The organism is Flavobacterium galactosi (assembly GCF_048158585.1).
In the GTDB taxonomy this organism is placed as follows: Bacteria; Bacteroidota; Bacteroidia; order Flavobacteriales; family Flavobacteriaceae; genus Flavobacterium; species Flavobacterium galactosi.
This window is the reverse complement of sequence record NZ_JBLNKV010000002.1, coordinates 147,653-172,481: the sequence shown is the minus strand read 5'-3', so window position 1 is coordinate 172,481 and position 24,829 is coordinate 147,653. Positions and strand designations below refer to the sequence as shown.

The window sequence follows — 24,829 nt, the reverse complement described above, 5'->3', positions numbered from 1 at the left end:
GAAACTAAGTAATTGCTAAAATTTAATGTCGTGTTTTAATAAAGCTCTTAATTTCTTTGCCACAGATTTCATAGATTCGCAAAGATTAATTCGATACGGAGCTTTAAAAATCTTTTTAATCCTTCCAATCTGTGGCAAAATTTTTTTTTAATAATTGCGACAATATATCTTTTTTGCTACTTAATCGTGTTTCCCATCAAAATAGGCCATCCATTTTCCCTGTGCTTTCATCACTTGTTCGATTACATCACGAGCAGCACCCTTTCCACCATTTTTATGTGAAATATACTTTGAAATAGCTTTAATTTCCGGGCTTGCATCTTGTGGACAAGTCGGTAATCCCACTAATTTCATGACGTGATAATCCGGAATATCATCTCCCATATACAAAACATGTTCTGGATTTATTTGGTAAACATCGGTATATTCATCAAATGTTTCCACTTTGTTTGGTGTCCCTAAATGAATGTCAGTAATTCCAAGATTTCTTAGTCGGACTCTGACACCTTCATTGCTTCCTCCCGAAATAATGCAAACATTATAACCGCTTTCTACGGCAGCTTTCATAGCATAACCGTCACGAATATTCATGGTGCGCAGAATTTCTCCTTCATTGGTTATAAAAACGGAACTATCGGTAAGTACGCCATCTACGTCAAATATAAACGTAGTAATATCATTCATTATTTCTTTATAACTTTTTGCCATTATGCTGTATGGATTGTGTTAGTGTTTTATAAATTGTCAGGTAGTTTTCATTGGATAGAAAGGCTTCATGCGCTTCAATAGTAGCAGTGTCATTGCGTTTTGCCGGTCCAGTTTGCGCTTCTTCTGGAGAAAGCACCATTATTTTCTCAGCAGTTTCTGCAATCAAAGGTTTTAGAATTTCGAAAGGAACCTGATGTTCCTGGCAAATTTCGCTTCCTATTTCATACAAATGATTTACAAAATTATTGACAAAAACTGCTGCAACATGCAATGCTTTGCGTTGTTCCGAATTGATGGCGAAGACTTTTTCAGAAATTGCTTTTGCCACTTTATCCAATAATTGAAAATCAGTTGCATTTTCGCTTTCTAAACAAATTGGAATAGTTTTAAAATCGACGACTTTGTTTTTACTGAAGGTTTGCAACGGATAAAAAACTCCTTTTCGATTATTGTCATCCAAAGCATTCAAGGAAACACTTCCAGAAGTATGAACCACTAAACGGTTTTTGAAGGGTAGTTGTGAAGAAACATCGGCAATCGCATCATCCGAAACTGCTATGATATACAAATCAGCTTCTACCAAAGCATTCCAGTCATCAGTGATTTTATCATAATCCAGTATATTCGATACGTTCGTGGTTTGTCTCGAAAAGACTTGAACCAATTCGATTTCTGATCCCAAATTTTGAGAATCTTGAAATGCCGCAATCAAATGTTGCGCTACATTTCCTGAGCCAATAATAATTACTTTAATCATTTGACAAAATTAGCAAAAAAATATTAAGGGTTTTATTCAATTTTTGAACGACAAATAAACCGCAATTAGCATTAAAATATGCTTTTTTATCGAAAAATAGAAAGACTTAATTTTGGATTTAATTAACAATTGTACGAATATAGAAGTCAAGATTTTTAAGTACTTTTGTCGCACTTTTACTAAACGTAATCCCTTACAAATGATTAAAAAAATATTCTCGATTTTGTTTTCTACACGATTAATGGCTATGCTTTTCTTAACATTTGCAATCGCAATGGGTACCGGAACTTTTATCGAAAGCAAATACAATACGGATACTGCAAAAATTTTAGTTTATAATGCTTGGTGGTTTGAAGCTATAATGGTGTTTTTTATGATTAATTTCATTGGAAATATCAAAAGATACCAGTTGTTGAAAAAAGAAAAATGGGCTACTTTATTGCTTCATTTGGCTTTTGTTTTTATCCTTTTGGGAGCTTTTGTAACCCGATATATCAGTTATGAAGGAGTAATGCCTATTCGCGAAGGCGCAGCGGAAAATCAAGTTTTTTCAGATAAAACCTTCCTTACTGTTTTTGTAGATGGAGATTACAAAGGGGAAATGAAACGTAGAGTTTTTGAAAAATCGCTGTTACTTTCGCCAGTTACCAATAATAATTTTACCATTTCAGATAAATTTGCCAATACTAATTTTGAAGTAAAATACAAAAACTTCATCATGGGCGCTAAAGAATACATAAAACCGGATCCTAAAGGTTCTTTATATTTCAAAATTGTAGAAGCGGGAGATGGCGGACGTCACGAACACATGCTTAAAGAAGGGGAAGTTCAAAATATTCATAACGTTTTATTTTCATTGAATAAATATACCGAAGGAGCAATAAACATAACTATTACAGGCAATACGAGCACTATTCAAACGCCATTTGAAGGTAATTTTATGCGTATGGCTGATAAAATGCAAGGAAAAGTAACTGTAGGAAGTGCGCAACCATTGATGATGCGTTCCTTATATACTATTGGTGAAATGCGATTTGTATTTCCGGATCCTGCTGTAAAAGGAGTGATTGATTATGAATCTAAAAATGATTTCAAAGCCAAGAATCATGATGATGCTTTGGTTTTAACAGTGACTGCCGACGGAAAAGAAAAAGAAGTAACAGTTGTTGGTTCCAAAGGTAAACTTGGAGAATCAAAAACCGTTAAAATAGGGAATATTGATTATACGTTTTTCTACGGAAGCAAAGCGTATTTATTGCCATTCAAGATAAAACTGAATAAATTTATTGCCCAAAAATATCCGGGAACAGAAAAAAGTTATTCTTCATTTGAAAGCAAAGTTACGGTTCAGGATTCCGCAAACTCATTTGATGCCCGAATTTATATGAATCATGTTTTAGATTACAAGCAATTTCGCTTTTTTCAATCTTCATTCGATCCTGACGAAAAAGGTACGGTTTTATCTGTAAACCACGATTTCTGGGGAACCTGCATCACTTACAGCGGTTATTTTATGCTGTTTTTTGCAATGATGTCGATTATGTTTACCAAATATTCTCGTTTTGCTGATTTGAAAAGAAAACTGGAAGTGGTAAAAACGAAGAAGGCTAGCCTACTGACTATTTTGGTTTTGCTATTCACTTTAAATGGTTTTGCCCAAAGCCATGAGGAACATCAACATCAATTACCAACCGAGAAACAGATTGATTCGTTATTGAATAAATACAAAGTTTCAGAAGAACATGCAGCCAAATTTGGGCGATTAATTATTCAGGATGCTGGAGGAAGAATGAAACCAGTCAATACTTTTTCATCTGAATTGCTTCGAAAAGTAAGCCACATGGAAACCTATAAAGGCATGAATTCTGATCAGGTTTTACTGTCTATGACACAATATGCCAAGGTTTGGATTGAAGTTCCCATCATCTATATTAAAGCTGGAAATGATAGTATCCGTAAGATTATCGGAATTGATAAAGAAGCAAAATATGCTCCTTTTATAGCTTTTTTTGACGAAAAAGGAAATTACAAATTGTCACACTATCTTGATGGTGCTTTCAAAACAGCTAATCCAAATCAATTCGAAAAAGATTTTATCGAAACGGATAAGAAGGTAAACCTAATGGAATCGGCTTTAAGTGGAAGAATTTTAAAGATTTTCCCTATTCCGAACGATGCGAATAACAAATGGATTTCCTATTTAGAATTGAATGAATCAGGAATGAAAGGAATGGACGCTACGTATACTAAAAGCGTTTTACCATTATATTTTGGGACTTTGACTAATGCAGCTGATACCAAAAATTATAAAACGGCAAACGAACTATTAGAAAGTATAAATGGTTTTCAGAAAAAATTTGGAGCAAAAGTGAGACCAAGCGAAGACAAAATATCACTGGAAATTGTATATAATAAATCTGATATTTTCAAGAATCTTTTCATGGCTTATTTTACAATTGGCTGTTTGATGCTTGTGTTTACAATACTTAACATTATTTTCGAGAAAAAGATATTGCGTGTTGTGATTAATTCCTTTCATGTAATTATAGGAATATTATTTGGTTTGCACACCCTTGGATTAATTGCACGTTGGTTCATTTCGGGTCACGCACCATGGAGTAATGCTTACGAATCTATAATTTATGTGGCTTGGGCAACGATGTTCTTTGGTTTGGCCTTTGATAGAAAATCAAAACTTACGGTTGCAGCTTCGGCTTTTGTAACTTCTATGATATTGTTTGCGGCTTTTATGAATTGGATCGATCCAGAAATAGCTAATTTGCAGCCTGTTCTTAATTCGTATTGGTTAATGATTCACGTAGCGGTAATTGTTGCGAGTTACGGACCATTTGCATTGGGAATGATTTTAGGTGCTGTTTCTCTTTTGTTGATTTTGTTTACCAATGAAAAAAACAAAGCCAAAATGGATTTGAATATTCAAGAAATCACGTATATCAACGAAATGGCATTGACGATTGGTTTAATCATGCTTACCATAGGGAACTTCCTTGGCGGACAATGGGCTAATGAAAGTTGGGGTCGTTACTGGGGTTGGGATCCAAAAGAAACCTGGGCCTTAATCAGTATTATGGTTTATGCCTTTGTTATTCACGCTCGATTTGTTCCTTCTTTACGAGGAAAGTGGGTTTTTAACCTGATGAGTATGTTTGCTTTCGTATCGATTTTATTTACCTATTACGGCGTTAATTTCCACTTAGTAGGATTGCATTCTTACGCAAGTGGTGAAGCGAAATCATTGGATTGGATTTGGTATTCATTAGGAACAATAGCTTTATTTGGAGCTATTTCCTATCCAAAATATAGAAAGTATTACAAGAAATAATAGCTTGTTAGTTACATAAAAAAGGTTCAACTGCAAAGTTGAACCTTTTCTATATCAAGAATAAGTGATTTTTACACTTTTCCTAACGTATATAATTGTTCCATAGTAGGCGTTAAACTTCCACCTTTAGGTTCTAAGGTTATCCCAAAAGCTTCTGCATCAGTTGTATTATCTACAGCAAACATTTTTTGATCATTAACCTTAAAATTTTCCAATAGTCCAATACTTGTAGGAGTCAATGGATTCAATTTTAATGCCCAAACCTGATATACCATTCCTTCTGGTGGTTCCGGTAATCCTGCGGCATCAACGTAAACTACTTTGGTTTCTTTATTCCAATATACTTTTGCAGATGATTGTGGTGCAACTACTTGTCCACCAAGTGCTACAACGGTATTGTTTGCATCTCTTACCACTGCTAAATTGGTTTCGGTTGCCTTATTTTTTAATTGTAAAGCATCCAAATCTTTTTCCATTTTTGCTTTCTCCACTTCGGCATTTACTACCTGAGTATTGGTTTGCTCCATCTGATTGTATTGGTAACCAATGCCTACTAACAATAGAATTGCTGCAGCCCAACCAATGTATTGAGCCCAATTTCTTGTTGGTTCCAATTCGATTACTTTAATAGCGTGTTTAAGCTCTAATTTTGACTTTATTTTTTCGTAATTCGCCACAGAATGAAACGGTGAAAAGCTGGAAGATAAAGCCACAATTGCCTTCTCTATGGCAATAATTTCGTCGTTTATTTCTGGATTATTTTTTGCCATGGTGTTCACTTCTTCGTTCTCGGTTTCAGTGAGTAAACCATAAACATAGAGCTCTAAAATCCCTGATTCTATATATTCTTTTGTTTCCATTATACTTTCAAATAATTTCTTAAATCATTAATACAGTTTCGATTGTGAGTTTTAACGGTTCCCAAAGGAATTTCCAATTCCTCCGAAGCTTCTTGTTGAGTATACCCTTTAAAAAACAGTAAATCTATTATTTGAATACACTTGGGTTTTAGTTTTTTTACAAACTCTTGAATCCCAATAGAATCAATTTTATTGACCAGTTTGTTACTGTCGTCTAACAGATGTACGAAATTATCTGAAGAAAGGTTTTTTTGACTGTTATTAAAATTTTTCGAACGCAGTTTATCGATTGATGTATTTCGGGCAATATTTAGAATCCAAGTATAGAAACGCCCTTTGCTTTCATGGTAGGAATCAATATTTTTCCAGATTTTGACAAATACATCCTGAAGCACATCTTCGGCTTCTTCTCTATTTTTTACAAGAACATTGATTACTGCAAATAAGCTTTTTGAATACATATCATATAGATGTGTAAACGCCTTTTCATCTTTCTTATAAATTAATACTAATAATTCATCTTGAGTCATAACTTTTTATTTTGCTATTACAAACTTATACATTCTTATTTACAATTGGCATATTTTATGAATAGCTGCTTTAAAATAAAATAAAAATAAAAATAATTGTATTTTATTTAAGTGTTTAAAACACTGTTAATTAATTAGTTATAATTTAAATTAAATTAATTTTTATTTTTTTTATGATTTTTAAAACCAAACCGAATACAAACCCGTAAATACTTCTATAACCTTTTAATTTTAAACAAAATGAAAAAAACAAAAATGATATTAGGTCTATCGCTAGTTGCGGTTTCGGGCTTAATTTTAGTAGCTGCTGATCACGTTGATGCTCCAGCAGTAACAGGTAATGCAGCAGATATTACTGATGTGTACACTTTTCAGGGACAAGATACAAATAATCTTGTATTTGCAGTAAACACACAAGGATTGTTAAGTCCTAATGCTACAGCCGCGGCAACATTTAATGAAAATGTTATGATTGAAATCAACATTGATAACACAGGCGACAATGTTGAGGATTTAGTTATTCAAGCCATCAAAAGAGATGACAAAATGTATTTCTTTGGGCCTTATGCTCCAACTGCCACCGGAACTTCAAGTATGATTAAAACGGCTGCAGCTTCAGGAAGTGTAACCATTTCTACTTATGGCGCAACTCCTTTAATAGCTGAGAAAAACGGAATGAAATTTTTCGCAGGACCAAGAGACGATCCTTTCTTTTTTGACTTAGGTCAATTCAAAGCAATCCTTGGCGGAACTGCTTCTGGATTTAAAAATCCGGGTACAGACACTTTTGCAGGAACAAATGTACTTTCATTAGTAGTTGAAGTTCCAAAAGCAATGTTAGGTACTTCAAGTACATTAAATGTATGGGCTGAAACTAAGAAAAAACAATAACTAATTTTATTTTAAAACGTAAAGACATGAAATCTAATAAATTCAAATTAATAGCTGTAGCAGTAGTTTCTGCAGTTGTTTCAGTAAATTGTGATAATAATGATTCGTATACAGATCCTGTAGCAAGTATTGATTTTTCAGGAACTTTTGTTCAGCAAGATCAAATGGCCAGACCAGCAATAAACACTGTATTTATTGCAGCAGGAGCACCAAAAGATGAATTCAATGCTGCTATTCCATCAATGATGGGTGCTAAATACCAATCTATTTTTAAATCTAGATTATTAGCTTTAAATGCAGGTTATACTACTAATGCATTAGGACAAACAGCAGATCAATTAACAGGTCTTTTGTCTACCGATGTTTTAGGTGTTTCAAAAACTGCAAAAACAACTTTCTTTGATGGAACAAATGTTCTTACAGGCAGAGCTTTGGCTGATGATGTTATTGATGTAGAATTGTTATTGATTTTTGGAGGACCAATGGGAACTTCAAACGCAGCACTTACTTCTGACCATGTAAATGCAAACGATAAAGCATTTGGTACTTCTTTCCCTTATTTGGCAACAGCCTGGTAATACTTTTATGAAAAAAACAGAGTTCGATATTTTTAATTTCAACTCTGTTTTTTTTCTTTTCAAAAACAAACAAACAAACAAACAGATTATGAAAACTTTAAAAATAATTCCATTATTGGTTTTTACAATCCTATCTCTTTTTAGTTGCGAGAAAAAACCAAGTCAAATTACCAATACTTTAGATTATAATAAATATCTGAATGTAAAAGGAAATAAATCATTGACTTTTGCGAATAACGAAATTGATTTTTGGCAAAAAAAATTCGATGCAGCTCCTAATCAAATTAGTTATTTAAGCATGATAGCCTCTAATTACGCAACTCTTTTTGAATATACCGGCGATATTAAAAACCTATATAAAACAGAAGAACTGTTAACAAAATCGAATGAAGCGTATGATTATTCAAAAGTTTCTACCATTCGATCTTTGGCAAGAAATTATATTGCGCAACATCGTTTTAAAGAAGCGTTAGTGTTGGCCAATAAAGCTTTGTTGATAGGCGAAGGCAAGAAAGAAACACAAAAATTACTCTTTGATGTGCAAATGGAATTGGGAAATTTTCCTGAAGCCGTAAAAAAATTGAATGCTATGCGAGATATGAAAGATTATGATTATCTCATTCGTTTGGCAAAATGGAACGATCACAAAGGCGACTTGAAAACGGCCATCACTTTTATGGAAAAAGCCAGAGATATTGCAGAAAAAGAAGATAATAAAGTCCTTAAAATCTGGTCGTATTCTAACTTAGGCGATTTTTATGGTCATGCAGGAAGAATCCAAGAGTCTTATGACAGCTATTTAAAAACATTGGCAATAGATCCTAATTATTCTTATGCTTTGAAAGGAATTGCTTGGATTGTATTTTCTCATGAACGAAATACGGTAGAAGCAAAAAGAATCGTTGAAGCGATTGAAGTGACACACAATACTCCTGATTTTTATTTGTTGAAATCTCAAATAGCCCAATTTGAAGGAAATAAAAAAGAAGAATTCAGCAATAGAAATGCCTATTTCTCGATGTTACAAAAAAATAATTATGGTGCGATGTATAACAAATACAACGCTCTAATTTATGCGGATGATAAACAAACGGCTTCTAAAGCATTGGAAATTGCAAAAATTGAAATTGATCACAGACCAACTCCGGATTCCTATGATTTATTGGCATGGTCGTATTTTAATTTAGGCGAAAATAAAAAAGCATTGGAAATTGCTCAAAAACATGTCGTTGGGCAATCCTTTGAACCAAAAGTGCAATACCACTTGGCAATGATTTATAAGTCTAATAAACAAGTAGAAAAAGTACAACCTATTAAAGAAGAACTACTTTCTAGTGTATATGAATTAGGACCAAATTTGGAGAAAAAGGTAAATCAATTATAAATTTCCAAATGAAGAATTTTTTTATAATCCTGATAACTCTTTTGGGTTGGACAACCTATGCCCAGATTCAAAAAGGAATAGTAGTTGATAGCGATGGGAATCCTGTAGAAAATGCCTACATCAATAATACAAGCTCTGAAAGTCATGCACATACTAATGAATTTGGGATGTTTAGTATTGATAAAACGGTTGCAGGAAACGTTTTGAAAGTAAATGCGCTTGGGTTTAAAAAAATGAATTATACAGTTTCTGGTTCTGAACTTAGAATTATTTTAGAAGATGATGTTTTTAGATTGAATGAGATTGTAATTCAAGCAAAACTCTCGGTGATGAATGTGATTTCGAAAATTGATTTGCAAACTACTCCGGTAAATTCTTCTCAGGAAATTTTACGAAAAGTACCTGGTTTATTCATCGGGCAACATGCCGGTGGAGGTAAAGCAGAGCAACTATTTTTGAGAGGGTTTGATATTGATCACGGTACAGATATTGCTATCTCAGTAGATGGAATGCCAGTAAATATGGTTTCTCATGCGCACGGTCAAGGTTACGCCGATTTGCATTTTGTAATTCCGGAAACGGTGGAAAAAATAGATTTTGGAAAAGGAACGTATTATGCTAACAAAGGGGATTTTGCTACGGCAGGATACGTTACTTTCCAAACTAAAGATAAAATTGAAAAAAGCAGTATTGGTCTAGAAGTAGGGCAATTCAATACGCTGCGAACAGTAGGATTATTTAATCTTTTGGGAAACCAAAAAACACAAAGCGCTTACATTGCAACGGAGTATATCCTGACAGATGGTCCATTCGATTCCCCCCAAAATTTCAATAGAATCAATTTATTAGGGAAATATTCAGCTATTTTAGACGATAACAGTAAGTTTTCCGTTTCAGCCTCTCATTTTTCTAGTCGTTGGGATGCTTCTGGTCAAATACCACAACGATTGGTTGATAACGGAACAATATCTCGATTTGGTTCAGTGGATGATACGGAAGGAGGGAGCACATCAAGAACGAATATAAATGCTGCTGTGAGTAAACCAATTGATGAAAATTCATTCGTAAAAGCGAATGCTTTTTATTCAAAATACGATTTCGAATTGTATTCTAACTTTACTTTTTTCCTCGAAGATCCTATTAATGGCGATCAAATTAGACAGAAAGAAAATAGAACGATTTATGGAATGAATGCCGAGTTGAATAAGAAAACGAAACTTAATGATGTAAATGTATTGATGCAATATGGAATAGGTTTTCGTGCAGATGCTACAAAGGATACCGAGCTTTCACATACATTGAACAGGAGAACTACATTGCAGCAAATTAAATTAGGGGATATTGATGAGTCTAATTTATTCTCGTATGTGAATTCGGAATTCAGTTTTGGAAAATTAATGATTAATCCTGCAATTCGATTGGATTATTTTAAATTCAATTACCAAGATAAATTGACTTCTGATTATAAAACACAAACGGAAAGTAAGATTAAAATTTCGCCAAAACTGAATTTTATTTATTCACAAAATAACAATTTGCAGTTCTTTATTAAATCAGGAATAGGGTTTCATTCTAATGATACTCGCGTTGTGGTTCAAAATAGTGGCAAACAAATTTTACCCACAGCGATCGGAACCGATGTTGGTACGATTTGGAAACCATTTCCAAAGTTAATCATTAATTCAGCTTTATGGTATTTGTATCTGGAACAAGAATTTGTTTACGTAGGTGATGCCGGAATTATTGAACCAAGCGGAAAATCAAAACGTATGGGATTTGATTTAGGATTGCGGTATCAACTGAATGATTGGTTTTATTTGGATGCGGATGCTAATTACACCTACGCCAGAAGTATTAATGAGCCAAAAGGACAAGATTACATTCCATTAGCACCTGATTTTACTTCTACCGGCGGTTTAAGTTTTCAGAATCTAAATGGTTTTTCGGGAGGAATTCATTATCGCTATTTAAAAAGTCGTCCCGCAAACGAAGATAATTCGATAGTTGCCAAAGGCTATTTTGTTTCTGATTTCAACATCAATTACAAACTTAAAAATATTTCATTCGGTATAGCAGTTGATAATTTATTTAACACCAAATGGAATGAAACGCAGTTTGCTACTGAATCAAGATTAAAAAATGAGCCCACAAGTGTAGAAGAAATACATTTTACACCAGGAACACCTTTCTTTATAAAGGGGAAAATTACATATACGTTTTAGTTTTCTAAAATGAAGATTAGTTTGTTTTGTTTGGAAGCCTGGTATTTTGTTTGATATCAGGCTTCTTTTTATTTAACTTGTGTTTAACCAAAATAAATTTTTAACCAACAATTAATTGTTTTAATTTTATAAAAAATATAATTGCAAAAATGCGCATAATTGAAATACGGTAAAATACTGATATTGATATGCAAATTCCATGCTCAAATAAAAAACTAATATTATCTATTTATGAAAAACCTATTATTCTTAACATGTGCTATCCTATTTCTTTTTAGTTGTCAAAATCAGGCACAAACTAAAAAAACAAAATTAAATAAAAGTAATACTGCTATGGCCAAGGAAACCATTTATCAATTTAAAGTAACCGATTTATCAGGAAATATTTTTGATTTTGCTTCTTTGAAAGGTAAAAAAGTAATGATTGTGAATACGGCTTCAAAATGTGGTTTGACTCCCCAATACAAAGACCTTGAAGTTATCTATAAAGAATATAAGGATAAAGGTTTTGTTATTGTGGGCTTTCCAGCCAATAATTTTGCTTCACAAGAACCCGGAACGAATGAAGAAATTGCTACTTTTTGCCAATTGAATTATGGTGTAACATTTCCTATGATGGACAAAGTTTCTGTAAAAGGAGATGATATGTGTGCAGTATATCAGTTTTTGACTCAAAAATCAAAAAATGGTTTGCAAGATTCAGAAGTGAAATGGAATTTCCAGAAATACCTAATCAACGAAAAAGGAGAACTTGAAAAAGTTGTTGATCCAAAAACATTACCAACAGATGCTTCAATCGTAGATTGGATTAAAGCATAGTTATAAAAGCAGAATAAAAAAAGCGATTTTCGGGAAACTGAAAATCGCTTTTTTTATTTTAGAAACAGTTGAAAATTAAATTTTCTCATTTTTAAAAATTGCTGCAACAGCTGCTTCATAATTTCTAATACTCTGCGCTTTTTTTATTTGTTTCAATACTTTATGTGGATTTGAAAATGTAGCAGAAAAGTACTCCCATAAATGATACATTTTCAACAAAATATGTGTAGAGCCAGATAGCGACTCACTGTATATAGCATATAGAGTGTCGTGAAATGCACTGAATAATTCCATTTTGTTTGCAGGATATTCCATAGTATTGCTTTTTATCATACTTGGTAAAAAAGGATCAGAAATTAATCCTCGACCAATCATCCAGTGGTTTATGGAAGGAAAGCGCTCTTGCATTTCATGAAATTTAGCCACCGAAGTGATATCACCATTGTAATAGAGCTTGTGAATCGTGTTGTCGATGCATTGTTGAAACGCATCCAGATGTACGCCACCTTTATATAGTTGTTTGCCAATACGAGCATGAATGGCAATATTTTTAATTGGATAAGTATCTAAAATGGGTAAAACATCAAGAATTTCTTCGCTATTTTCATATCCCAAACGCATTTTCATAGACACAATAATGTCAGATTCAGAATGTGCTCTGTGAAGTATATTATTAATTTTTTCGGGATTACTGATCAAACCGGAACCCATACCAGATTTTGTCACCATGGGATAAGGACATCCTAAATTCCAGTTTAATTCTTTGTATCCCAATTCTCGAACATATTTGGCTACAAATAAAAACTCATCGGCATCGTTTGTTATCACTTGTGGAATCACCTCTAAACCAATATTGTTTTCAGGCAATAGATCTCTTTCGTAAGAAGGTTTAATGACAAGTTTTCCGTTTAAACGGATATAAGGGGAATAATAGGTATCAATCCCTCCAAAATATTTGTTTAAAGCATTTCTAAAACGAAAGTCGGTAAATCCTTGTAAGGGTGATGAAAGTAAGGTGTAGTCCATGAAATTTTTAGTTGTGCAAATATACCATTCTTTACACAGTTAGGGTTTTTCTGGAGCAATTATGTTTTTTTTGTTTAATGAAAAGGACTTATTTATTTTAGAATCAATTGCATAAAAACCAAATCGAGCCAATGATCAAATTTGTAACCTACTTCACGAATTGTACCCACGACTTTGAAACCAAACTTTTCATGAAAAGCGATGCTTCCTGAATTTTCAGCATCAATAGCGCTAATCATAACATGGTATTCTTGCTCTTTTGCCAATCGAATGAGTTCAGCCAATAGTTGTTTTCCAATGCCTTTCCCTATAAATTCCTGGGCAACATAAACGGAATGTTCTACTGTGAATTGATAACCTATTTTTTGTCTAAATGGACCGTAGCTTGCGAATCCAATTGCTCCGTTTTCAAATTCCGCTACAATTACCGGTAAATTTTTTTCCAATTTGTCTTCAAACCATAATTTTTGGGTTTCAAAATCGTGTGGCTCATAATCATAATTAGAAGTACTATGAAGTATTTCGTGATTAACGATTTCTAGTATTGTGTCAATATCGGCAAAAACAGCAGGTCTTATCTTGATTTCCATATAGAATCTATTTTCCTTCAAATTTAATAAAACTATTTAAGATTAAACAAAAACCTTTGCAACTTTGTATCTTTGTTCTTTTGAAACGAAAACAATGATTTACCCCAAAATACCTTTAGCGCAAAGCATCATTCAAATTTGTTTGGCCAAAGGAATCACTACCATAATAATTTCCCCAGGTTCCCGAAATGCGCCGCTAACGATTGGTTTTGTGAGCAATCCTGCCTTTCAATGTTACAGTATTGCTGATGAACGTTCCGCCGCTTTTTTTGCACTTGGAATTGCGCAGCAAACCCTGCAACCTGTGGCTTTAGTCTGTACATCGGGTTCCGCATTACTGAATTATTATCCTGCTTTTGCGGAAGCATTTTATAGTCAGATTCCTTTAATAGTAATCTCTGCGGATAGACCACAAAGCAAAATTGATATTGGCGACGGACAAACCATCCGACAGGAAAATGTGTTTATAAACCATTCTTTATACAATGCCAATTTAAATGAAGTTGTTTCAAAAGCAAATGATTTCAAAATAAATGAAGCGATAGATTTGGCCTTGCATAAAAAAGGACCAGTTCATATCAATGCACCATTTGAAGAACCATTATACGAAACTGTTTCAGAACTTTCAGTTGATGTCATGGTTAATGGTTTTGCGAATTTGAATGCTTTGAGTACCATAGAAAATATTTCTGAGTTTGCGACTATTTGGAACAATTCAACTAAAAAAATGATTTTAGTTGGCGTGAACGAGCCAAATTTGATTAGCGAAAAAACAATCGCTACATTGGCTCAAGATGAGTCGGTTGTTGTTATGACCGAAACTACGTCTAATTTGCAGCATCCTTCATTTATAAACAATATTGACACTATAATTACCCCTTTTAACAATGAGCAGTTTGAGGATTTCCAACCGGAAATATTGGTAACTTTTGGCGGAATGATAGTTTCTAAACGAATTAAGGCTTTTTTGAGGAAATACAAACCAAAACACCATTGGCATATTGACACTTTAAGGGCGTACGATACTTTCAATGCATTGACGAAACATTTTGAAGTGAATCCGAATACTTTTTTCGAAGCATTTTTGCCTTTAACGGAAGTGGTAAAAAGCGATTATTTTGAAAAATTAGAAGCAGTGAAACTTTTGCGAAAGCAAAAACATGAAAACTATTTGGCAAAAATTCAATTTTCAGATTTTAAAGTTTTCGAAAAAGCAATTCAAAGTTTACCAAAGAATAGTCAATTACAAATCAGTAATAGTTCAGCGATTCGTTATGCACAATTAATAGCTATTGATTCTTCGATTGAAGTGTATTGCAATCGTGGTACCAGCGGAATCGATGGAAGTACTTCCACAGCTATCGGTGCGGCTGTTGCAAATAAAAAACAAACGATTTTCATAACTGGTGATATTGGGTTTTTATACGATAGCAATGCTTTGTGGAATAATTACATCCCAAAAAACTTCAAAATAATTTTGATTAATAACGGCGGCGGCGGGATATTTAGAATTTTGCCCGGACATGAAGAAACCCCTGTTTTTAATACTTTCTTTGAAACATCACATGGTCTTACTGCAGAACATTTGGCTAAAATGTATGGTTTTGAATATAGTATTGCCAATGATGAAATGAGTTTAATAAGGGAATTGGATGTTTTTTATAGTCAAAACGAAAAGCCAAGTATTTTGGAAATTTTCACGCCAACATTAGACAACGACAGAATTTTGTTGCAATATTTTAAAGAATTAGTCTAAATTATTTTTATTTATTCGTTAAAACAGATGATTAAATGTTTAAATTTGAGAGAGTTAAAATCTATTAATCAAATATTAAACTTTTATTTATGAGTGCTAGAGACGAATTAATTGTAAAGTATGTTGCCGATTTGAAAGACAAATGTGGCGTTAATCCTGATATGGATTTGTTGACAAAAGTGACTGTTGGTTGTGGTCCGTCAATTTATAATGCGGATTCGGCTACAGTTGCCGGAACTCAACAATCTGAATTGGATACGGTGAAAAATAATTTTCTAATTAAGAAATTAGGACTTGCTGACGGCACTAATTTAGATGCCGGAATTGATGCCGTAATGGAAAAATACGGTCGTTCCAATAAAAATAAATACCGAGTTGTAGTATATTATTTATTGGCTGTTCATTTTGGAAAAGAGAGTGTTTACAATTAATAATAGATATAAAAATGAAAAGCGCCTTTGTTGGCGCTTTTTTTATGAAGTGATTTTTCGTTTTACCATTTTCAAACTTCGTACCTTTGCGCTTTAGAAATTGAAAGAAAATGATTGAAATAGGAAAATACAATACGCTTACCATTTTACGCGATACCAAAGTGGGTTTGTTTCTGGGAAATCCAGAAGAAGATCCGGAAGGAATACATGATATTCTTTTGCCTAACAAATACGTTCCAAACGAATTTGAAATAGGCGAGGAGCTGATTGTTTTTGTGTATCTAGACCACGAAGAAAGACCAGTAGCAACTACATTAGAGCCTTATATTTTATTGAATGAATTTGCACTTTTGCGTGTGAATTATACCAATCAGATTGGTGCTTTTATGGATTGGGGAATGGAAAAAGATATTTTGGTTCCGTTCAAAGAGCAAGCGCGCCCTATGGAAAAAGGAAAGCGTTACTTGGTTTATCTTTATATGGACGAAAAAACCAATCGTTTGGTTGCTTCCAGTAAATTGAATCAGTTTTTAAAAAATGACCACTTAACGGTTGAAAAAGGGGAAGAGGTTGATTTAATCGTTTCTCATATCACTGAATTAGGAATTAATGTTATCATCAACGAAAAACACAAAGGGTTGTTGTATAAAGATGAAGTGTATGATGATGCGATTCGCACGGGAGACCGCATGAGAGGCTATATCAAAACGATTCGTCCTGATAATAAAATTGATGTTGCATTGCAAGTTCAAGGATATCAAAGTATCGAACCAAATGCTGATAAAATTCTTGACGAATTAAGAGCCAGTAGAGGTTTCTTGCGCTTGACGGATAATTCACATCCGGAAGACATTAAAACGGTTTTGAAAATGAGTAAGAAAACCTTCAAGAAAGCCATTGGTTCTTTATACAGGGAGAAATTAATCGAAATCAAGGAAGACGGAATTTATTTGGTTAAGGAATAAAAAAGAAAGACTAATCAGAACGATTAGTCTTTCTCTTTTTATATTGTATTGAATTCTTGAAATTCAATACAAAAATAAAGCTGATTCATTCTTAAAAGTATATTTATTCACTTTTATAATTAATAGCATCCTTAATACTACTTTAAAAACATTGACTTAAGCGTAAATTACTTTTTAAAATGGGTTTGTCTTTAAATGTCCAAACACTTGCTTGGTAGCTAAGAATTAATTTCACATTAAAAGCCATTGGTTTTGTATATATATTGAAAGATTATCTTCCTGAAATAACTGTATTGTTAGACTCAACTTATTTATTGAGTGGGAATGTGAATCTTTATTTTAAACCGTAGGTGTTACTCTTTATTTTTACTATTGGGGCAAATGGCCTTCTCATTAACTCACTTATCTTGGTTTCAGAAAAAGTATTATAATTTATTACCATCGAAAAAGGAGCGACAAAATTTTTAATTGTATTCAAAAAAACATTTTTTAGGTTAATAAATCAGTGAAGTAATCAAACTAATCAAGTTATATTCTCCTGATTAGCAATATTTAAAATTAGGGATTATTTTGATGGGCAACTGTTAATATTCTGTTTTTTTTTATTTTTTTAACATTTTCGATTGTTTAATCAGAGAAAGATTACCACAAGCTTCTCTAAAATAGAATAGATAAAATGTAAAAAATGATTTAATTTTACACTGAAATAATTTAAATCAATTGGAATGGATTGGATCACTGTCAAAGAATACGAGGATATCACCTATAAGAAATGCAATGGCGTTGCCAGAATAGCTTTCAACAGACCAGATGTGCGCAATGCTTTCCGCCCAAAAACAACTTCGGAATTGTATAGTGCATTTTATGATGCGCAGGAAGATACTTCGATTGGTGTCGTTTTACTGTCTGCTGAAGGGCCTTCGTCTAAAGATGGAGTATATTCTTTTTGTAGCGGTGGCGATCAAAACGCACGTGGTCATCAAGGCTATGTGGGAGAGGATGGACAACATCGTTTAAATATTTTGGAAGTACAACGTTTAATCCGATTCATGCCTAAAGTTGTTATTGCCGTAGTTCCAGGTTGGGCTGTGGGTGGTGGACACAGTTTGCATGTAGTTTGCGATTTGACTTTGGCGAGTAAAGAACACGCCATTTTCAAGCAAACCGATGCTGATGTAACGAGTTTTGATGGTGGATACGGTTCTGCATATTTGGCTAAAATGGTAGGGCAGAAAAAAGCTCGTGAGATTTTCTTTTTGGGACGGAATTATTCAGCTCAGGACGCTATGGATATGGGAATGGTCAATGCCGTGATTCCGCATGCTGAATTAGAAGATACAGCTTACGAATGGGCGCAGGAAATATTAGGTAAATCGCCAATGGCTATAAAAATGCTAAAATTCGCTATGAATCTAACTGATGACGGAATGGTGGGGCAACAGGTTTTTGCCGGTGAAGCCACACGTTTGGCCTATATGACTGAAGAAGCCAAAGAAGGCAGAAATGCATTCTTAGAAAAAAGAAAACCGAATTTTGAAAAGAAATGGTTACCATAAAAAAAGTTTGGTGCTTAAAGTTTAAAGTTGTTTTTACCAATAACTTTAAACTTTTTAAAACTTAAACTTAAAAATAAATTTTATAAATGGAAAACTTCAGCAACGAAATAATAGATATCACGCAGCTTCCTAAATTTGAGGAAGTGCCTTTTTTAAGTTTGAAAAAATCCTACTGGAAAGTGATCCTGATTAATTTATTTGTAGTGTTTCTGTTGCTGATAATTGGTTTAGGATTTGCGCTGGTAAAGATTGAGGAATTAGTGGCGTATCAATTAGAAATTGGTAGTGCTTTCGGGTTCTTTATTCTAATTTTTATTTTCTTTTCATACCTAAGTTTCAAGAAAAAAGGCTTTGCTTTCAGGGAACACGATGTGCTTTTCAGACATGGAATTATTGCTACAAATACAATTGTAATTCCTTATAATAGAATACAACACGTTGCATTGTATGAAGGAATGGTTTCACGTTACTTTGGATTGGCTAAAATTGAAATTTTTACCGCTGGAGGTAGTTCCAGTGATATAGAAATTCCCGGAATTGAAAAAGAACAGGCCGAAAACATCAAACAACTCTTAATGGGTAAAATACAAAAACAACTGTAATGCGGGCCGATTTTAGTCAACCGCAAAGACAGTCTATTGTTGGTATTCTAGTACTTTTTTTTGATACTATTCGTCATTTTGGTAAAGCGCTTTGGCCGATACTTGTCGTTTGGATTTTTAAATTCAAAGAACTCAATCCGTTGTATTTGATACTGGGGATACTGGGTGTTTTGTTGGTTTTTGGAATCATGGCCTATCTTAAATATTTGAATTTCACTTTCTTTCTAGATAAAAAAAATCAAGAGTTTGTTATTACAGAAGGCATTTTAAATAAGACAAAAACAACTATTCAACTCAATAAAATCCAGCAAGTAACGATTAGGCAATCCTTTATTCAAAAAATTATTGGAGTGCATACACTTGATGTGGATACTGCAGGAGCTAATAAAACGGAAGTGGCAATCAAAGCCATTTCGCATGATTTAGCTTTAGAGTTGAAAGCGCATTTGTTAGAAAATGAAACGAACAATACAATAGTTGTTTCGGATGAAATTGATGCAAAAATACAAACGGATTCGGTGCAGATTGAAGAATTACCTTTTATAAAAATCAGTTTTTTGAGTTTGTTGAAAGTAGGAATTTCCTCTAATTATGTGAAGAGTTTTTTTATTTTGCTGGCTTTCTCTATTACGTTTTATGATAATGTAAAAAGAATTTTTGGCGAATCGACCATCGATGAATCTAAAATTGATTCGTATTTTAAGGAAAATGTAATGTTAGAAATGGTTCCAATATTGATTCTTCTTCTTTTTTGTGTGATTCTGGTTATGAATGTCTTTAGAATGGTTTTTAGGTATTTTGATTTTAGAATCACAAAACAAACTGGTTCATTGTTGCTTTCCTTTGGTTTGTTGAATACAAAAAGTACGATCATCAAACCAGAAAAAGTTCAAATCGTAGCTATTTCCAGTAATTATTTTCAAAAGAAAATGAATATACTTGAAATGAAAATCAAGCAGGCGACCAGTGGAGAAAAAGAAGAACGAAAAGCTGGAATAGAAATTCCTGGTTGTAATGAATTCGAACAGAATGAAATTTTGAAATTTCTATTCAATAAAATTCCTGAAAAAGGAGTGGTTTTAAAACCGAATTTTCGGAAGCTTGGATTTTCTATATTTCTTACAATTGGACTACCTTTGCTTGTGTTTTATTTTTTGCGGGATGATGTAGTTTTACAATTTCCTTCTTTGGATATCTTGGTTGCTTTTTATGTTGTGTTTGTCGGGGTTATTCAGTTTTTTAAATATAGAAATAACCGTCTTTTTATCAATGATCATTTTATTATTAAACAAAGCGGTGCGTGGGATATTAGTAATGAAATTATAGAGCCAAGTAAAATTCAAGCTGTTACAACATCGCAACTTTTTTGGCATAAAAACCTGAATATAGGTTCAATAATGTTACACACAGCTGGAGGAAATATCGCTTTTCAGTTGGGAGATTATATAAAAATTAAACAATATGTCAACCTTTGGTTGTATGAAATAGAAACGTCCGATAGTAATTGGATGTAATTAAGGAGTTAGATTGTTGATTCGTTTAACCAAATCAACAATTAACCAAATCAACGATTAAGCAAAAAATATGAAACACTGGATTGAAGCCGCACGTTTACGAACATTACCATTATCTGTATCGGGAATAATTGTTGGAAGCATGTATGCTTTGGCGCACCCAACGGACACTATATTAACTCCAACAGAAGTTTTCAATTGGCGGCTTTTTGGCTTTGCCATATTGACCACACTTGGATTGCAAATACTCTCAAATTTTGCTAATGATTATGGTGATGGGATAAAAGGAACAGATAATGAAGACAGAGTAGGTCCAAAACGCGCCATACAAAGCGGTGTGATTACCCCGGAAGCCATGAAGCGTGCTATTATCATCACATCTGCACTGACGTTACTTTCAGCGATGCTGTTGATTTATTATGCATTTAAAGATACTAATTTGTGGTATTCCTTGTTTTATTTAGTGTTAGGAATTCTTTCAATTGTGTCTGCAATTCGCTATACAGTTGGAAATACGGCTTACGGCTACCGAGGATTTGGTGATGTTTTTGTCTTTGTGTTTTTTGGTTTGGTAAGTACTTTAGGGGTGAATTTTTTATATTCAAAACAACTGGATTTTGAATTGGTTTTACCTGCAATAGCTATTGGATTATTGAGCGTTGGTGTTTTAAATCTGAATAATATGCGTGATGAAGCTTCGGATAGAAAATCAAATAAGAACACGATTGTCGTAAAAATTGGCGGAGCTAAAGCTAAAATATATCATTACATTCTGATTGTAACGGCGATGGTTTTGGTACTGGTTTTTGCAATTGTAGACCATTTTCACTTTGATCAATACCTGTTTTTATTGGCGTATATCCCTTTAACTAAACATTTAATTACCGTTTATAAAAATAACAACCCTAAGGAATTAGATCCCGAATTAAAAAAACTGGCACTAAGTACTTTTGCGCTTTCGGTGTTGCTGGCTTTGTGCATGATTTTCTTCTTTTCGGATTTGATTGTGAATAATTATTAAACTCAAATTAGTCTATTTTAAAATTTAATTCAAATGAAAATAACATTTTACGGTCACGCCTCATTGGGGATAGAAGTTGGTGGCAAACACATTATTGTAGATCCTTTTATTTCGGCTAATCCAAAGGCCTCTCATATTGACATTGACACTTTAAAAGCCGATTATATTTTAATAACACATGCACACGGAGATCACATTCTGGATGTGGAAGCAATTGCCAAAAGAACCAATGCGGTAATCGTTTCTAACGCTGAAATTGCAGGTCATTATGCAACAAAAGGCTTTCAAGCGCATCCCATGAATCACGGTGGCAGCTGGAATTTTGACTTTGGTAAATTGAAATATGTAAATGCGATTCATTCCAGTTCTTTTCCTGATGGCAGTTATGGAGGAAATCCAGGCGGTTTTGTCATTGAAGGCGAACATAAAAATATCTACATTGCTGGCGATACGGCGCTTACTATGGATATGAAACTCATTCCTATGCGCACTAAATTAGATTTAGCGATTCTGCCAATAGGCGATAATTTCACTATGGATGTCGAAGATGCTATTGTTGCTTCTGATTTTTTGGATTGCGATAAAATTCTTGGGTATCATTACGACACTTTTGGTTATATCGAAATTGATCATGAAGCCGCCATTCGCAAATTCTTCGATAAGAGAAAAGATTTGATGCTACTGGAAGTAGGAAGTTTCATCGAATTATAATTAGTCATTGCGAGTTTTTCGGAGCAATCTCCAGCTATTCGTTGCAAATGAAATTCACTGAACTCCCATGAAAATAAAAGTATGGTGAAGTAATCTTTTTATCAGCCGAAAAAGCTGATAAAAAGGATTTTCACTGCTATCTGGGCTAAAAAACGTTAATAAAGAAAATGAACATTCAAAAAATAGCTTTAATAGTATTAACAATTATTTCATTTCAATCTGTTCTTTCTCAAAAAGACGGTTATTGGGACAAAGCTCGCGCTACAACAGAAGAAATATCAGTTTCCGCAAGAGACAGAATAATTATTAAAACCCAAGATTTGCCTGAAGGAACCACTGAAGTAGTGTATAGAATAACCCTTCTAGATAAAAATCAGCAAATGGCAGGCAGTTTGGTTTCGGTTTTAAAAGCTATTCCGGATCCAACGGGAATCAGTCAAGGTTCAGCAGGAGCTGTTTTTATCTTATCTAAAATATCAGGAGATGATAAATGTAAATATGCCGTTTTTTCAAGCAGTGATTTAGCTTCAAAATACAAAGAAAACGGAAAAACCGATGATGCTTGTCTAGTTCAAGATACGCCAGTTAGTAAAGATGCCAAGCGGCTTTCTGCAGAGAAATCGGCTTGTATGAAATCGAATTCAGGAAATTTATGGTTTGGTTTTGAAAGTAAAAACTGGATCATGAATCAAAAGATCATACTTGAAGTGGTGCCGTGGGTCGATAATAAACTCAGTCGTGGTTGGACTCTTGAAAACAGAAAAGCAATCATTGAGCAATGTAAAACATCGAATATGGCTCAAAAAATGACCAATTCTGATGATTTTTGCGTTTGTATTCTCGATAAAATACAATCTAAATACAAATTCAAGGAATTCCAAAAATTATTGGCGATAGAGCGTTCTAAAGCTTTTAAGGATTTTGGGAATAGCTGTTTCAACGAAACGGGCGCTTCTAATTTAGTTTACAATGGTTTGCGCATACAAGCATCGGATTTAGCGAAACAAGGTCTTTATGGCGCTGCAATCGTTAAATTGAATGTGATAATTAATAACAATAAGGCAACCGCTTTGGATTATAATGCAATTGGAAACAATTATATTCTAACTAGACAATACGGCAAAGCGATTAAATTCCTAAAAGAAGGCGAGAAGCTTGATGATTCGGAGTTATTGATAAAGCTGAATTTAGCGCATGCGTATTTATTAAATAATAACTATTCGTCTGCTAAAGCTATTTACAAGGAATACCAATCTCAAAACGTAACCGATAGTTTGAGTTGGGCTCAAAAAATAAAACAAGATTTTGAGACTTTCAAAAAAGTGGGTATTCAAAATAATGATTTTGAAAGAATTTTGAAGTTGATTGATAAATAGCATAAAATTTTAAAACTTATGTTTACTTAAATTACTTATATGGTTTAAAGATTTTTTTACCATATAAGTAATTTAAGGGCATTTAAGCTCAAAAAAACATTACAAGTTTGTCAGATTTAAATAACTCATAATTCATAATTTCTTGAAAGCAACTTGCCGCAAATACATTCTTAATTTCAAACGTCCTTCAGGAACTTCCCGTGGCGTCATGACCGAAAAAGAAACTTGGTTTATCGTCTTGGAACAAGATGGTAAAAAGGGAATAGGGGAATGTGGAATTCTTCGCGGATTGAGTATTGATGATCGGCCGGATTATGAAGAAAAATTACAATGGACTTGCGATAACATTCATCTAGGAAAAGATCAACTTTGGGAAGCGTTATTAGCCTTTCCATCCATTCAATTTGGAGTAGAAATGGCGTTTCAGTCTTTGGTGAGTGAAACTCCTTTTTTACTCTTTCCTTCGGACTTTACAAATGGTACAAAATCGATACTGATAAACGGTTTAGTTTGGATGGGCGAGGAGTTGTTTATGAAGCAACAAATCGAGGAAAAATTAGTTCAGGGTTTCCGATGCATAAAACTTAAAATTGGAGCGATAGATTTCGATAAAGAACTACAATTGTTGCGGTTTATTCGAGAGCATTTCACTCCAGAACAAGTCGAAATTCGTGTTGATGCGAATGGTGCTTTTAATGAAAGTTTAGCTTTAAATAAATTAGTACAACTATCTGAATTTAAATTGCATAGTATTGAGCAACCAATACAGGTAAATCATACTGACAGGATGGCAGAGCTGTGTAAAACCACCCCTTTTCCTATTGCTTTGGATGAAGAGCTGATTGGTGTGTTTGCGTTGGAAGAAAAAGAACAATTATTAGAGAAAATCAAACCACAATACATTATTTTGAAGCCTAGTTTTGTAGGTGGTTTTCGAGGTACACATGAATGGATTTTATTGGCTGAAAAGCATAAAATTGGGTGGTGGATTACCTCCGCTTTGGAGAGTAATATTGGGTTAAATGCGATTGCACAATGGACCTTTTTACAGTACAATTCCATGCCGCAGGGATTAGGAACCGGAGCATTATATACGAATAATTTTGACTGTCCGCTGGAAGTTTCACAAGGGCAATTGTGGTATAAAAAGGGGTTAGATTGGGCATTTGATTTTGATCTTTTGAAATAG

22 protein-coding genes are annotated in these 24,829 nt (G+C 33.6%); 16 read left to right on the top strand and 6 right to left on the bottom strand.

Translation table 11 applies throughout. The features are described 5' to 3' along the window. Nucleotides 1-180: 180 nt before the first annotated feature. Together ACM55M_RS04970 and ACM55M_RS04965 are read right to left on the bottom strand one after the other, a co-directional pair. Nucleotides 181-708, bottom strand: coding sequence for a KdsC family phosphatase (locus ACM55M_RS04970; protein WP_416856468.1), 528 nt, complete (start codon nt 706-708; stop codon nt 181-183). Next, nucleotides 692-1,465, bottom strand: coding sequence for a Rossmann-like and DUF2520 domain-containing protein (locus tag ACM55M_RS04965; protein WP_416856466.1), 774 nt, complete (start codon nt 1,463-1,465; stop codon nt 692-694). Before ACM55M_RS04965 ends, ACM55M_RS04970 begins: the two co-directional genes overlap by 17 nt. A gap of 199 nt (nt 1,466-1,664) precedes the next feature. Here ACM55M_RS04965 and ACM55M_RS04960 point away from each other — a divergent pair, with 199 nt between their 5' ends. Continuing rightward, nucleotides 1,665-4,808, top strand: coding sequence for a cytochrome c biogenesis protein CcsA (locus ACM55M_RS04960; protein WP_416856465.1), 3,144 nt, complete (start codon nt 1,665-1,667; stop codon nt 4,806-4,808). A 71-nt stretch (nt 4,809-4,879) separates the two neighbouring features. Here the strand turns inward: ACM55M_RS04960 and ACM55M_RS04955 are convergent, their stop codons facing one another. Both ACM55M_RS04955 and ACM55M_RS04950 read right to left on the bottom strand, forming a co-directional pair. Beyond that, entirely contained in the window at nt 4,880-5,668 is a 789-nt protein-coding gene (locus ACM55M_RS04955) for an anti-sigma factor (protein ID WP_416856463.1), read from the bottom strand. Then, nucleotides 5,668-6,198 carry an RNA polymerase sigma factor gene (locus ACM55M_RS04950; RefSeq protein ID WP_416856461.1) on the bottom strand — a complete coding sequence of 177 codons (531 nt, stop codon included), beginning with the start codon at nt 6,196-6,198 and terminating at the stop codon, nt 5,668-5,670. The genes ACM55M_RS04955 and ACM55M_RS04950 overlap by 1 nt, the downstream gene beginning before the upstream one ends. A 240-nt stretch (nt 6,199-6,438) precedes the next feature. Between ACM55M_RS04950 and ACM55M_RS04945 the strand changes: the two genes are divergently transcribed. The 5 genes from ACM55M_RS04945 (at nt 6,439) to ACM55M_RS04925 (ending at nt 12,092) form a co-directional block, all read left to right on the top strand. Next, the gene (locus ACM55M_RS04945) at nt 6,439-7,089 is read left to right on the top strand and encodes a DUF4331 family protein (RefSeq protein ID WP_416856460.1); all 651 of its coding nucleotides are present in this window, start codon (nt 6,439-6,441) and stop codon (nt 7,087-7,089) included. Nucleotides 7,090-7,115: 26 nt separating this feature from the next. Continuing rightward, entirely contained in the window at nt 7,116-7,667 is a 552-nt protein-coding gene (locus ACM55M_RS04940; protein WP_416856459.1) for a DUF4331 family protein, read from the top strand. Nucleotides 7,668-7,755: 88 nt separating this feature from the next. Then, nucleotides 7,756-9,051 carry a tetratricopeptide repeat protein gene (locus ACM55M_RS04935; RefSeq protein ID WP_416856457.1) on the top strand — a complete coding sequence of 432 codons (1,296 nt, stop codon included), beginning with the start codon at nt 7,756-7,758 and terminating at the stop codon, nt 9,049-9,051. A gap of 8 nt (nt 9,052-9,059) precedes the next feature. Beyond that, the gene (locus ACM55M_RS04930; protein ID WP_416856456.1) at nt 9,060-11,273 is read left to right on the top strand and encodes a TonB-dependent receptor; all 2,214 of its coding nucleotides are present in this window, start codon (nt 9,060-9,062) and stop codon (nt 11,271-11,273) included. 231 nt (nt 11,274-11,504) lie between these two features. Next, a complete protein-coding gene (locus ACM55M_RS04925) occupies nt 11,505-12,092 on the top strand; it encodes a glutathione peroxidase (protein WP_416856455.1) in 588 nt (195 codons plus the stop codon). Between the two features lie 75 nt (nt 12,093-12,167). Here the strand turns inward: ACM55M_RS04925 and ACM55M_RS04920 are convergent, their stop codons facing one another. Then, nucleotides 12,168-13,118 (bottom strand): tRNA dihydrouridine synthase, encoded by a 951-nt coding sequence (locus ACM55M_RS04920; RefSeq protein WP_416856454.1) that lies wholly within the window; start codon nt 13,116-13,118, stop codon nt 12,168-12,170. A 92-nt stretch (nt 13,119-13,210) separates the two neighbouring features. Continuing rightward, nucleotides 13,211-13,708 carry a GNAT family N-acetyltransferase gene (locus tag ACM55M_RS04915; protein WP_416856452.1) on the bottom strand — a complete coding sequence of 166 codons (498 nt, stop codon included), beginning with the start codon at nt 13,706-13,708 and terminating at the stop codon, nt 13,211-13,213. A 94-nt stretch (nt 13,709-13,802) separates the two neighbouring features. Here ACM55M_RS04915 and menD point away from each other — a divergent pair, with 94 nt between their 5' ends. The 10 genes from menD to ACM55M_RS04865 all read left to right on the top strand — a co-directional run bounded on the left by menD (nt 13,803) and on the right by ACM55M_RS04865 (nt 24,829). Then, a complete protein-coding gene (gene menD / locus ACM55M_RS04910) occupies nt 13,803-15,464 on the top strand; it encodes a 2-succinyl-5-enolpyruvyl-6-hydroxy-3-cyclohexene-1-carboxylic-acid synthase (protein WP_416856450.1) in 1,662 nt (553 codons plus the stop codon). 89 nt (nt 15,465-15,553) lie between these two features. Beyond that, nucleotides 15,554-15,895, top strand: coding sequence for a DUF2853 family protein (locus tag ACM55M_RS04905; protein WP_416856448.1), 342 nt, complete (start codon nt 15,554-15,556; stop codon nt 15,893-15,895). 110 nt (nt 15,896-16,005) lie between these two features. Further along, nucleotides 16,006-16,860, top strand: coding sequence for a CvfB family protein (locus tag ACM55M_RS04900; protein ID WP_416856446.1), 855 nt, complete (start codon nt 16,006-16,008; stop codon nt 16,858-16,860). A gap of 725 nt (nt 16,861-17,585) precedes the next feature. Beyond that, nucleotides 17,586-18,416, top strand: a complete 831-nt coding sequence (locus tag ACM55M_RS04895) for a 1,4-dihydroxy-2-naphthoyl-CoA synthase (protein ID WP_416847649.1) — start codon at nt 17,586-17,588, stop codon at nt 18,414-18,416. An 86-nt stretch (nt 18,417-18,502) separates the two neighbouring features. Further along, complete coding sequence (locus ACM55M_RS04890) at nt 18,503-19,018, top strand: PH domain-containing protein (RefSeq protein ID WP_416856445.1); 516 nt, start codon at nt 18,503-18,505, stop codon at nt 19,016-19,018. Next, a complete protein-coding gene (locus ACM55M_RS04885; RefSeq protein ID WP_416856443.1) occupies nt 19,018-20,532 on the top strand; it encodes a PH domain-containing protein in 1,515 nt (504 codons plus the stop codon). Before ACM55M_RS04890 ends, ACM55M_RS04885 begins: the two co-directional genes overlap by 1 nt. 70 nt (nt 20,533-20,602) lie before the next feature. Continuing rightward, nucleotides 20,603-21,553: a 1,4-dihydroxy-2-naphthoate octaprenyltransferase gene (gene menA, locus ACM55M_RS04880; RefSeq protein ID WP_416856441.1), complete on the top strand. Its 951-nt coding sequence runs from the start codon at nt 20,603-20,605 to the stop codon at nt 21,551-21,553. A 33-nt stretch (nt 21,554-21,586) separates the two neighbouring features. Then, a complete protein-coding gene (locus ACM55M_RS04875) occupies nt 21,587-22,264 on the top strand; it encodes a metal-dependent hydrolase (RefSeq protein ID WP_416856439.1) in 678 nt (225 codons plus the stop codon). A 167-nt stretch (nt 22,265-22,431) separates the two neighbouring features. After that, nucleotides 22,432-23,640, top strand: a complete 1,209-nt coding sequence (locus ACM55M_RS04870; RefSeq protein WP_416856438.1) for a tetratricopeptide repeat protein — start codon at nt 22,432-22,434, stop codon at nt 23,638-23,640. A 142-nt stretch (nt 23,641-23,782) separates the two neighbouring features. Continuing rightward, nucleotides 23,783-24,829: an o-succinylbenzoate synthase gene (locus ACM55M_RS04865; RefSeq protein ID WP_416856436.1), complete on the top strand. Its 1,047-nt coding sequence runs from the start codon at nt 23,783-23,785 to the stop codon at nt 24,827-24,829.